Source organism: Lentilactobacillus dabitei (assembly GCF_019061365.1).
Taxonomy (GTDB): Bacteria; Bacillota; Bacilli; order Lactobacillales; family Lactobacillaceae; genus Lentilactobacillus; species Lentilactobacillus dabitei.
In genome coordinates this window covers 75,494-87,448 of record NZ_JAHPPD010000001.1, presented here as the reverse complement: position 1 = coordinate 87,448, position 11,955 = coordinate 75,494, and the positions used below count along the sequence as shown (strand labels likewise).

Sequence of the window (11,955 nt, the reverse complement as noted above, 5' to 3'; positions counted from 1 at the left end):
GCTGGGATAATTTTTCATAGCTTAAACTCGCTTTTTACATAGAAGTATATCAAAAATCATAGATCTTGGACAGCTTCTTAACGTCGGTCAAACCAAGAACCCGACAACGATGATCATTAAATACATCGGCATCATAGTAGTTGCGGGCAGTATTCTTTTCTGGCTGCATTTGCGGCGACAAAATGCCATTAAACGGGCTCAGGTACTCGTCAAGTTGCCACTTGTCGGGCCGCTTTGTCGCCGATACATTGCTTATTATTTGGCCAGCAATTTGGCAACCTTACTTAAGAACGGGTTAAGTGTGCAGGAAATTTACCACACATTAAATGAGTTTGATCCGCATTCGTTATTGTATGAACTTGGTCAGCAGTTGAATGAAGCAATTGTTGGCGGCCGATCAATCCAGCAACTTGTCAATCAGCATCAATTCATCCCCAAAGAGATCCTGAAGTTTATGAGTTCTGGAAATACGATTGCTGAAATGGCAAATTCAATGACCGCGTACTCAAAATTAATGTTTGACGAAATGATTATGACGACCAACAAAATGATTGGCTTCATTCAACCGGCAATGTTTATGATCATTGGCATCACAATTGTATCGACTTACTTCCAACTGCTAGTTCCAATATACAGTTCAGTGAAAGGAATGTATTAACATGAAAAAAACTTTAAAGAAAGCCAAAGCGGGTTTTACCCTAATTGAAATGACGATCGTGTTGTTCATTATTTCCCTCTTGATTTTGATTATTATTCCCAACCTAACCAACCAGAGAAAACACGCGCAATCCGTGCACACCTCCGCCATGAGTTCCGTGGTCCAGGCTCAGATAGATGCCTATACCAGCCAGCATCCGACCGTTAAATCGGTTGGCTTTACTGAATTAAATCGAGAGGGCTATCTCACCAAGAAACAAGTGAAAGAGGCTAAAGATGAAGGGTTGAAGATTGCAAACAATGAAGTCACAAAATAAATCGGCGTTTACGATGATTGAGTTGATCGTCTATATGGGCATCATCGTGGCTGTTTTGTTCCTAGATTTAGCGCTGACAAAACTGATTAAAGTTGGCAATCCGGCGGAGAATATCCTTCGGGAAGCGGTTGAAGATTCTTGGAATGAAATGAACATTAAATCTCAGATTTATCATACCGGTTATCGAATTGATTTCAATCGTGATCGGATGGTCTTTATGCCAGGTGATCGGCGAATCAAACGCAAAATCATCAATTATCCTGGTACATTAAAACTCAAGCAGCATGTTCAATTTTCTGTGGCGGATGACGGTTTTGAAAGCCCTCGAACGATTCATTGGTACACCACGGATGGTCAGGAAAAATATCAACAGCGAATTCAATTAGGATGGAGTGGTTATCGTCTTAGAACAATATACTAGAAATGGTTTTACTGCCATCGATTCATTGATTGGGTTAACAATTATTTCGGTTTTCAGCCTGTTTTATATTCACGTCACAACGCAAATGAATCGAAATATTGATCATTCTCAGCAAGTTATGGTTGTAGAACGGAAGAATTATGAGAGGACAATTCATCATTAAGGGGAAGAAACGGAAGGGCTATTTGTTAATTGAAAGCTTAGTGAGCTTAATGATCTGCATCTGCGCGGTTTGGACAGTTGTGGTTATGATTAAATATGTTGGTCAAACCCGCAACCGGCATCAGGTTGATTTCTATTCATATATCCAAATCCTTGAATCTGAGCGGTTTAAGTTTGAATTGCAAAACGTGCGATCAAAAGATGTCAGAATGTATAGCCCGGTCACTAAGAAAAAATATCACATGCAGCTTTACGATAACATGATTAGAATAACCGGTGTCAAAATGGGACATATCCGTGCATTAACAGCTGTTAAGGATGTGAAGTGGTCACGTGATCGGGGGTGTCTTAAAACAGTCGTTACTTTTTCGAACGACCAAACATGTTATGCATATTCAAAACTCAGCGAAAAATAAAGGCCGTCAGGGATCATTGACGGTTGTTGCAATCATTTTTACAGGTATTCTACTCACATGTTTAATTTTTCAATGTGTGTCTTATAATAAAGAAATATCAACGATTTATGAAATCACGCAAAGTTATCGAAATAAACGAATGGTCAATCACCAGTCGCACCTCAAACCGCCAGTAAAAAGTCACCAGGCAGAACGTGATTGACCTCATCTATTTACAAATTGAAAGATTATTGACTTCAACCCTTGTGTTTTTGTAAACTTACTTGAATTGTTAAAGCCTTTTCTGGTAGTATTTAATAGTGTTCAAGTATTGTGAAAAGGAGTTGAGCATTCTGACAGAAGGACAAATTGAACGTTTCTTTGACATTTTGAACCGAGCCAGCGAGCTGATTCAAAAAGCTACGGATCAATCCTATTTGGATTCACTCATCGAAACATTGGCCGTGATTCAGGATCCGGATACTGAGGAATCAGGGCTAAATGATGCCGACGCAAAGAAGTTAATCAATATTTGTTCGGAATTTAAGCGAAGCGAATATGATTCTGAAACCCTTCGCAAAGGTCTTCAAATGGCTATTTTAAAAGCAATTCGGGTTGATAATGTTCAGGCCAATTACCAAATAACACCTGATACGATTGCTAACGTGATCGGCTATATCATTTCCGGAATATTCCGGGGTACTGAATCGATCAGCTTGCTTGATCCCGCAATGGGGACTGGAAATTTACTGACAGCTTTAAATAACCAGTTAAGCAATACATTGTCATTAACGCCAACGGTTTCCGGAATCGAAAATGATGATGCCATGTTTGAACTTGCCGCCGATTCGTTTGAACTTCAGCATATTCATGCCGAATTATTTCATGAAGATGCCGTTCAAAACGTCTTGGCCCCAATGGTTGACGTTGCCGTTAGCGACCTGCCAATTGGTTATTACCCAATTGATAAGAATGCCAAGGGATTTGCCACTCACTCTGAAAATGGTCATTCATACGTTCACCATTTATTGATTGAGTTTGCAATGAACCATGTCAAAAAAGGTGGCTTCGGGTTCTTTTTGGTTCCCAGTCAACTTTTCCAGACGGATGAAGCCAAGCAACTGCTAAAATGGATGCAGGGCAAGATTTATTTACAAGGCCTACTTAACTTGCCGGGTGAGTTGTTCCAGAATGCAGCCGCTCAAAAGGCAATCTTGATTTTACAGAACACGGGTGAAAAGGCTAAGCAAGCTGATCCGGTTATGCTTGGAGAATTCCCGTCATTCAAGGACCAACAAGCATTCGCTAAATTTCTAACTGAAATTGATGCTTGGGAAGAAAAAGATCTTAAATAAAATATTAGAGGAGCAAATTTATCGTTATGGGAAAATCAATCGCAATTAACGCTGGTAGTTCAACACTTAAGTACAAGTTATTCCAAATGCCCGAAGAAAAAGTTTTATCAAGTGGTGCCATTGACCGAATTGGCCTTGGCTCATCAGAAGTATCAATTAAATATGGTGATGGTAAAAAGTTTAAAGACACTGAAGACATTGCGAACCATGAAGAGGCCATTCAACTTGTCTTAGACAAATTACTAAGTTTGAAGATTATTAAGGATTATAACGAAATTACCGGAGTTGGTCATCGAATTGTTGCTGGTGGTGAATTATTCCCTGATTCAGTTGTGATTGATGACGATGTAATGAAGAAAATCGAATCACTGACCGACTTCGCCCCGTTACATGAACCTGCTAATTTGCTTGGGATTAAAGCTTTCAAGAAGATTTTGCCCAACGTCATTAGTGTTGCCGTATTTGATACGTCATTCCATACGACACTGCCGGAAGTTAACTACATGTACAGTTTGCCTTATGAATATTACCAAAAGTTCCAAGTACGTAAATATGGCGCTCATGGTACCAGTTATCGTTATGTTTCTCAACGAGCAGCCAAAATGTTGAATAAACCACTTGAAGACCTTAAGCTGGTTATCCTTCATTTAGGTGCCGGCGCCTCAATTGATGCGATTAAAGACGGTAAGTCATTCGACACCTCAATGGGCTTCTCACCCGTTGCTGGGATTACAATGGCAACTCGTTCAGGAGACGTTGATCCATCAGCACTTCAGTATGTGATGGATAAGGCTGGTATCAAGGACATGGACGAAATGGTTGATATTTTGAACCATAAATCTGGCTTGGTCGGTGTTTCTGGCGTTTCTGCAGATATGCGTGAAATTGAAGGTGTCATGCATACAAACCATCGGGCAATGTTGGCTCGTGAAATCTTCAAGAATCGAATCATTCGTTACATCGGTAGCTACATTGCTGAAATGGATGGAATTGATGCACTGGTCTTTACAGCCGGAATTGGTGAAAATGATATTATGATTCGCCAAGAAGTTGCTGACAAATTGGATTACTTTGGCATTAAAGTTGATCCAAAAAAGAATGATATTCGTGGCGTTGAACGCGATCTTTCAGCAGAAGGCTCAAAGGTTAAAACTTTATTGATTCCAACTGATGAAGAATTGATGATCGTCCGAGATATCGAACGATTACGTCACGCTCAAAAATAGATCAGTAACGGATTTAAAAAGGTTTAAAAAGTATTTGGCCGTGATATTGCATCACGGCTTTTCTTTTAAAAAGGAGGCAACTCATTGACCGATCAGCAGAATGATCAACAATTATCTCGGGGGCTCAAAAATCGACACGTGCAGTTAATTGCGCTGGGCGGGACGATTGGAACTGGACTATTCTTAGGTGCCGGTCAATCTATTCATTTGGCTGGACCGGCAATTATGCTGGCATATATGATTGCCGGGTTGGCATGCTTTCTGCTAATGAGAGCGCTGGGTGAACTGCTACTGTCTGACTTAAGCAGCAACTCGTTCGTATTTTTTATTGAGAAGTACCTCGGTGATAAAATTGGTTTTGCAATTGGCTGGACATATTGGATGTGCTGGATTTCCATTGCAATGGCCGAGGTGACTGCCTCGGGGCTTTATGTTCAATTCTGGTTTCCAAAAATACCAGTTTGGCTGACGGGATTAGTGTTGCTGACAATTTTATTTATCATTAACATTATTGCCGTTTCTGCATTTGGCGAGACCGAATTCTGGCTGGCGATTGTTAAAATTGTGGCAATTGTGGCCTTGATTTTGGTTGGCATTATTCTGGTTGCCGTTCATTTTAAGACACCATATGGTCACGCTTCTCTGAGCAATGTTGTCGACGGCGGGATTTTTGCCAAAGGAATTAAAGGCTTCGTGTTATCATTTCAAATGGTGTTATTTAGTTTTGCTGGGATTGAAATGATTGGCATGACCGCTTCTGAGACTCAGGACCCAACTGTCACGATTCCTAAAAGTATCAACGAAGTGCCTACCCGAGTGTTATTGTTCTATATTGGATCTTTGCTGGCACTGATGAGTATCTTCCCTTGGCAACATGTTTCACCTGTCTCGAGCCCATTTGTGCAGGTGTTTGCAGGCGTTGGAATCAAATCCGCAGCGGTTATCATTAACTTTGTGGTCCTGACAGCGGCAATTTCGGCTTGCAATAGTTCATTATTTACAACTGGGCGAATGTTATTTTCCTTAACTTATGGCGGGAAATCAAAATTTAGTCAGCGGGTTGGAAAATTATCGAGAAGGCAAATTCCATTTAACGCCATCCTGTTTTCCACTGCTGTGATTGCCGTCATTGTTTTGTTAAGTATTATGATGCCAGGAAATGTGTTCAGCTTCATTTCAAGTGTTGCCACAACTTGTTTCTTATTTGTTTGGGGAATGATTGTTGTTGCCCACATTAAGTATCGGGACGAAGTGAAACGCAGTGGCAAGCATTCCGAATTGAAGTTTAAAATGCCACTTTTTCCGATTTCCGATTACTTCGTATTGGCATTCTTGATCTTTGTTGGCTTTGTGCTACTCCTCAAGACAGACACCCTAATTGCCCTCATTGGGTCGGTTATTTGGCTGGGGGCGTTGTTTGTTGTAAAGGCAGTATCAGATCGAGCAAAGGAAAGCTAAACTTTTTAATTACTTCATTTTGCTCGGGTGGTATCATTAACAGTATAATTAATCTAATTGAAAGAAGTTTTTTCATGCAATATTTTACAGCTGACACTCATTTCTTTCATGAACGATTGTTGGGACTGAGCGAGTTTGCTCCGCGACCCTTTTTGACTGTTGAAGATATGAATGAAACGATCATCAATAATTGGAATAAGCGGGTGGGCCCCGACGATATTGTTTACCACTTGGGCGACATTGCCATCTTGCATACGCGCCCTGAGAAAGTAGCCTTGGAAAAGATTTTTGAGGTGCTTAACCAGCTCAATGGTCGACTTGTGCTTATTAAAGGCAATCATGATTCTCGTGCCTTATTTAAATATCTCCAGCAACACAATCATCCAGTTGGTAATCATAACAAGTTTGAATTTCATGATGTTGGCGTCTTAATCAAAATGAATCACCGTCAATATTACATGACCCATTACCCGATGATGTTGGGGATTGTGAAGCAAATCATCAATTTGCACGGACATATTCACCATTATGCAGTCCCGATAAAAGAAAACATTAACGTTGGGGTGGATACGCCCGAAACAGACTATTTAACTCGGAGACCACCTTTTGGGACCCCATTTTCTCAGGCAGAAATTGAAAAGATGGTCGAACAAAAGGCAATTGATTTTGCAAAAAGACAGTAATTATAGGTGGTTATTGGATGACTGAAAAAATTACGATTTTACACACAAATGACATCCATTCACATTTTGAAAATTGGCCGCGCATTCGGCGCTTTATTATTAGTCGCCGGGAGCTTTTGAATCAGCAAAAGAATTCTTCAGTGATCACAGTGGATCTGGGGGATGCAGTTGACCGGGCGCACCCATTGACGGAAGTGACCAATGGCAAGGCGAATGTTGAGCTACTTAATCAGATCCACTATGATGCGGTGACAATCGGTAATAATGAAGGCTTAACTAACAGTCACGAGCAACTAAATGAGTTATACACCGATGCAAATTTTGATGTGGTGTTAGCGAATATTTTAGATGATAAGACCAAGCAGATCCCTCACTGGGCAAAACCATTTAAGATTGTGACAACCCCTGAAAAGACCCGAGTTTTGATCCTTGGTCTGACAGCACCATACTTGTTAACTTACCCAATCTTGGGATGGGACCCAATTTCACCGGATGCCGTGATACCAAGACTTTTAAAGCAAAACAAAGGTCAATACGACATCGCCGTTCTGTTATCTCACTTAGGCTACGATGTAGATCGACGGTTGGCCCGGAAGTTTCCTGAGCTTGATGTCATCATTGGATCTCACACTCATCATTTGCTGGTCAAGGGTGAGCGGATTAATACATCCTTGTTGGCCGCTGCTGAAAAGTGGGGCCACTATATCGGTGAGATTACAATCAAGGTCGATAAACATCACAAAATTCTTGAAGATCATGCAGTCGTTACCAAAACGGAGACTTTACCTGTAGATCCTAAAGATGACAGTGAAATCACTGAGTACCAACAACATGGTGAAGCACTGTTAGCAAGAAACAAGCTTGCACGAATTAAGACGCCAATGACAACTAATTTAGTTGGCCATTCAAGGTTAGTTGATGAAGGATTGCATTCAATTATGGAAAAGGCTGAAACTCAGGCTGGCATTCTCAATTCAGGATTATTTTTAAGAAATCTGCCGACCGGCATTATTGACCGAAATCAGCTTCATCAGATGTTGCCTCATGCAATGCACGTCATGCGAGTTACTTTAGATGGCTACAATTTGTGGCGATTAATCAAAGAAATGGAACGTAATCATAACTTTTTGATCAAATTCCCACAAAAAGGCATGGGTTTCCGGGGTAAATACTTTGGCGAATTGCATTATAATGGATTACGGTACGATAAAGACGCTGGTCAACTATTCTTTAGAGAAGAGTTAGTGTCACCGATTAAGACTTATCAGGTGGCCATGCCCGACCATTATTTGTTTATTCCATTTTTTCCAACAATTGATATAATCGGGAAAAATGAGATTTTGTATGATCAGAACTTACGTGATGTTTTTGGTGACTATCTTGCCAAGCACTATCCACTAAATGGCTAGAGGAGGGATACTTTGGATCGAAAGCAATTAGACGAACTCGTCGAGCAACAAGCTGAAAAGCGCCGACCACTGGCACGAATTACGCGAACAACTGAAACCGAATTTTTAATCAATGATCATAAATATGAATTGGTTGAAGACCACGCCCATGGATTTGATTTTGACGAGTTTGTCCGTCGATATCATCCCGCTTTCAGTCAGTTCGATTATATTGTTGGTGATTGGGGATACGGGAAACTGCGGCTTCGGGGCTTTTATAATGATGACCGCGCGGTTCAAACTGGTCCATTTGTGTCAGCATTGAACGACTATATTCTTGAATTTGTTAATTTTGGGGCGCCTTATTTTGTAATTCATAATTTGGAAGCCCGACCGATTGTTCGAAAATCACACAATACGCGAAATCGACATCGTTCAAACAAGAATCGCAATCACAACAGTCATCGTCCCCGTCGAAATCATGCCTTCGTTGAACAGAAGGTGACGACCAAGAAAAAGCCGAGTCGAAAACACAAGGATATGGTCGTCAAGGCTGAAGAAAAGTCAAACAAACACCACTTCATTATTCGTGAAAGTAAAAATTAACTGAAGGGATGGCGTCAATGAAACAGTATAAGGGCTATTTTATCGACCTCGATGGGACCGTTTATGCAGGCAAGAAACGAATACCCGCAGCTAAGCGATTTATCGAAAGATTGCAACAGAAACAAATCCCATTTTTATTTGTGACCAACAATTCTACCCAATTGCCACGGGATGTGGTTAAAAATTTGGCTGAAAATCACGATATTTTTGTCAAACCTGAAAATGTTTATACATCAGGCATGGCAACTGTTGATTTTATGAATGAAAACAAACAAAAGGATCGACCAACGGTTTATATCGTTGGGGAAATGGGCTTAAAGCAGGTTATTCTGGCAAATGGTTATCAATTAGATGCCGATCAACCTGATTATGTCGTGGTTGGCTTGGATTCGGATCTAACCTATGAAAAACTTGCCCAGGCAGTTTTGGCAATTCGCAGTGGGTCTACATTCATTGGGACAAATCCAGATACGAATATTCCAAAGGAACGGGGCATGATGCCCGGCGCCGGGGCAGTCGTTGATTTTGTCCGTTATGCCACTCAACAAGCGCCAATTATGATTGGAAAGCCCAAGGCCAGAATTATTGATAGTGCTGCTAAAAAGATTGGCTTGGAAAAGGATGACGTTGTCATGGTGGGTGACAATTACAATACCGATATCATGGCCGGAATCAATGCCGGAGTGGACACTATGCTTGTCTATACGGGCTTGTCAACGCCTGATCAGGTTGCTAAACAGGAAGCACAACCAACTTACCAAATTAATAGTTTAGATGAATGGCGGCTTTAATGTGAAATTTACGGTCAAACAAATTGGCATATCGGTTCTCATCATTCTAGCTTGCTTATCACTCGCTATTTTCTTAACTGTGAATAGTATTTGGATGTTTTCAATTAACATCCCGTTGCTCCACTTAACAACAGCTACAGGACTCGAACCACATCAGCTGAGGCGGGACTACCTGCAAATTATTCAGTATCTGCAGCTTCCGTGGATTAAGTCACTTCACTTTTATTACTTTTTTAGCTCTCAAAAGGGGATCCAGCATTTTAGCGATGTCCGACACCTTATTCTATTTAATAATTTAGTCGGCCTGTTGCTAGTCCCGATTAGCGGTTATGTATTAACGAGGTTAAACAAAAAATCATTAACGTGGCTGTTGATTACCCCAATTAAGGTTGTAATCACATTCTCGCTAATGATTATTGTGATGATGTTGATTAATTTTGACCAAATTTTTATTTATTTTCATGAACTTTTATTTCGAAATAACGATTGGCTGTTTGATCCTCGAACGGATCCGGTTATTAACATGCTTCCAGATACGTTCTTTTTAGAATGTTTTATCTTGTTTTTTGTGATTTTCTTCGGGACTTTGGCGATTATTTACTGGCTGGGTCACCGATCACTTAAAAAATTGCAAAATGATTAACTAATCGGGGTCGGCCATTAAGATCCAAAGAACAAAGTAGATAATGATTCCGGGAACCAATGGGATTAAGCTAAAAAGGACAAATAGCACCCGCGCTAGAGTTGTGTTCCAATTGTAATGTTCACTTAAGCCGCCAATGACGCCACCAATGATTCTGTCCGTTTTTGATCTAGGAATATTGATCTTCATAAAAATCACTCCTTTGGTTGATTGTGGTTCTAAGATCACCATACCTGATTCGCTTTTGAATTTCAATTATGATATATTATGAAGTTGTACAAACGAAATGCTAGGAGAATTGTATGTTAACTATAAACGTAAATGGAAATTTAGGAAATCAAGAAGTTATTCTTTCTGATAATACCACCGGAACATTTACTGGCGTCCGGGTCTTTGGCTCCGCACTCAGTGGTAATCAAGTTGTTCAATGGACGTTTGTCTCAACTGGTCATCAGCACGAAGGCTTTGTTTATGCAGGTGATCTCCATGAGGGACTGGAAATTGAGTCAATGAACGGTCATGACACTTATAAGATTCATTTTGTGAGTAAATGATTTTAAAATTAATATGTTATACATAATGGGGCTAAGATATGAACGCTAATCCGTGATGTCTGGGTCTCATTCTTTCTTAAAAGGAGAACGATTATGACGGTTGGAATTGATAAAATTGGCTTCTTCACCTCTCCATATTATATTGACATGACAGACCTGGCGAATGCTCGCAACGTGGATCCTAATAAATATTTGATTGGCATTGGTCAAAGAAGGCAATCAGTGATCCCACAAACGCAAGACACGGTGACGATGGGTGCTAATGCGGCTGCCGAAATTTTAACGGCTGCCGATAAAGCACAAATTGATATGGTGATCTTTGGGACTGAAACGGGCGTCGACAATTCCAAAGCTGCCGCGATTTACCTGCAGGATTTACTAAGCATCTCAAAACGAGCCAGGGCGTTTGAAATTAAACAGGCCTGTTATGGCGCAACTGCCGGGGTCCAGATGGCCATTGATCACGTCTCCCTGCATCTAAATAGTAAGGTGTTAGTTATTGCGTCAGACATTGCCAAGTATGGCTTAGAGACCGCAGGAGAGGTCACTCAAGGCGGTGGGGCCGTTGCCATGTTGATTACCCAAGACCCACACATTTTAGCTTTAGATGGGCAAAGTGCTTTTCATTCTGACAACATTATGGATTTCTGGCGGCCGTTATACCGGCAAGAGGCCGTGGTAGATGGTCATTACTCAACTGATATTTACATTGATTTCTTTAATGAAACTTGGAACCAATATCGTCACCAGACGAAGCGAACATTAGCTGACTTTGCTGCCATGGCCTTTCACTTGCCGTTTACAAAAATGGGGTTAAAGGCATTGAAGTCAGTTGTTGCCGACACGGACAATGCGGACCAATTATTACACGAATTTGATTTTTCAACCCAATATAATGCGGAAGTTGGCAATTTGTACACTGGTTCTCTTTATCTCAGCCTGATCTCCCTGCTTGCCAATTCAGATAATTTGCATTCTCAGGATCGAATTGGACTATTCAGTTATGGTTCGGGTGCTCAGGGCGAGTTTTACAGTGGCACAATTGCCGAGTCATTTGATCGGACTAAACTTAAGCAGCAGGTGGATCGATTGTTGGAAAATCGGGTCAAGTTGTCAATTCCGGAGTACGAAAAAATGTATCAATCGGGGCTGCCGCTGTCTGCTGGCGAAATGACTTTTGATATTGCTTCTGATCAAAGTCGATTCGTGCTTCGTGGTAGGCACAACGACCAACTGGAATACATGGATACAAAAAAGTCGGGACAAAACGCTTAGCTTTGTCCCGACCAATAAGTGGTT

The 11,955-nt window shown here is 40.9% G+C and carries 15 protein-coding genes; 14 read left to right on the top strand and 1 reads right to left on the bottom strand.

From position 1 onward, the window contains the following. Positions 1–109 precede the first annotated feature (109 nt). The 12 genes from KTE19_RS00415 (at position 110) to KTE19_RS00360 (ending at position 10,102) form a co-directional block, all read left to right on the top strand. On the top strand, positions 110–658 hold the full coding sequence (locus KTE19_RS00415) for a type II secretion system F family protein (protein WP_217341352.1): 549 nt from the start codon (positions 110–112) through the stop codon (positions 656–658). Position 659: 1 nt separating this feature from the next. Further along, entirely contained in the window at positions 660–974 is a 315-nt protein-coding gene (comGC, locus tag KTE19_RS00410) for a competence type IV pilus major pilin ComGC (RefSeq protein WP_217161359.1), read from the top strand. Continuing rightward, positions 958–1,395: a hypothetical protein gene (locus KTE19_RS00405; RefSeq protein ID WP_217341351.1), complete on the top strand. Its 438-nt coding sequence runs from the start codon at positions 958–960 to the stop codon at positions 1,393–1,395. Before comGC ends, KTE19_RS00405 begins: the two co-directional genes overlap by 17 nt. 140 nt (positions 1,396–1,535) lie before the next feature. Next, a complete protein-coding gene (locus KTE19_RS00400; RefSeq protein WP_217341350.1) occupies positions 1,536–1,973 on the top strand; it encodes a competence type IV pilus minor pilin ComGF in 438 nt (145 codons plus the stop codon). A gap of 299 nt (positions 1,974–2,272) precedes the next feature. Further along, entirely contained in the window at positions 2,273–3,307 is a 1,035-nt protein-coding gene (locus KTE19_RS00395; protein ID WP_347339385.1) for a class I SAM-dependent methyltransferase, read from the top strand. A 26-nt stretch (positions 3,308–3,333) separates the two neighbouring features. Beyond that, complete coding sequence (locus KTE19_RS00390) at positions 3,334–4,533, top strand: acetate/propionate family kinase (RefSeq protein WP_217161356.1); 1,200 nt, start codon at positions 3,334–3,336, stop codon at positions 4,531–4,533. 84 nt (positions 4,534–4,617) lie between these two features. Beyond that, positions 4,618–5,991 carry an amino acid permease gene (locus KTE19_RS00385; protein WP_217161355.1) on the top strand — a complete coding sequence of 458 codons (1,374 nt, stop codon included), beginning with the start codon at positions 4,618–4,620 and terminating at the stop codon, positions 5,989–5,991. A gap of 74 nt (positions 5,992–6,065) precedes the next feature. Further along, positions 6,066–6,674: a metallophosphoesterase gene (locus KTE19_RS00380; protein ID WP_217341349.1), complete on the top strand. Its 609-nt coding sequence runs from the start codon at positions 6,066–6,068 to the stop codon at positions 6,672–6,674. 17 nt (positions 6,675–6,691) lie between these two features. Beyond that, complete coding sequence (locus tag KTE19_RS00375; protein ID WP_217341348.1) at positions 6,692–8,083, top strand: bifunctional metallophosphatase/5'-nucleotidase; 1,392 nt, start codon at positions 6,692–6,694, stop codon at positions 8,081–8,083. 12 nt (positions 8,084–8,095) lie between these two features. Further along, on the top strand, positions 8,096–8,668 hold the full coding sequence (locus tag KTE19_RS00370; protein ID WP_054746581.1) for a YutD family protein: 573 nt from the start codon (positions 8,096–8,098) through the stop codon (positions 8,666–8,668). 17 nt (positions 8,669–8,685) lie between these two features. Continuing rightward, positions 8,686–9,459, top strand: a complete 774-nt coding sequence (locus tag KTE19_RS00365; protein ID WP_217161352.1) for a TIGR01457 family HAD-type hydrolase — start codon at positions 8,686–8,688, stop codon at positions 9,457–9,459. Position 9,460: 1 nt separating this feature from the next. Beyond that, entirely contained in the window at positions 9,461–10,102 is a 642-nt protein-coding gene (locus KTE19_RS00360; RefSeq protein ID WP_347339384.1) for a TIGR01906 family membrane protein, read from the top strand. Here KTE19_RS00360 and KTE19_RS00355 read toward each other — a convergent pair whose 3' ends face one another. Beyond that, on the bottom strand, positions 10,103–10,291 hold the full coding sequence (locus KTE19_RS00355; protein ID WP_217161350.1) for a PspC domain-containing protein: 189 nt from the start codon (positions 10,289–10,291) through the stop codon (positions 10,103–10,105). It lies immediately after the preceding gene. Between the two features lie 113 nt (positions 10,292–10,404). Here KTE19_RS00355 and KTE19_RS00350 point away from each other — a divergent pair, with 113 nt between their 5' ends. After that, a complete protein-coding gene (locus KTE19_RS00350) occupies positions 10,405–10,656 on the top strand; it encodes a hypothetical protein (RefSeq protein ID WP_217341346.1) in 252 nt (83 codons plus the stop codon). 93 nt (positions 10,657–10,749) lie between these two features. Then, entirely contained in the window at positions 10,750–11,931 is a 1,182-nt protein-coding gene (locus tag KTE19_RS00345; RefSeq protein WP_217161349.1) for a hydroxymethylglutaryl-CoA synthase, read from the top strand. Positions 11,932–11,955: the final 24 nt, after the last annotated feature.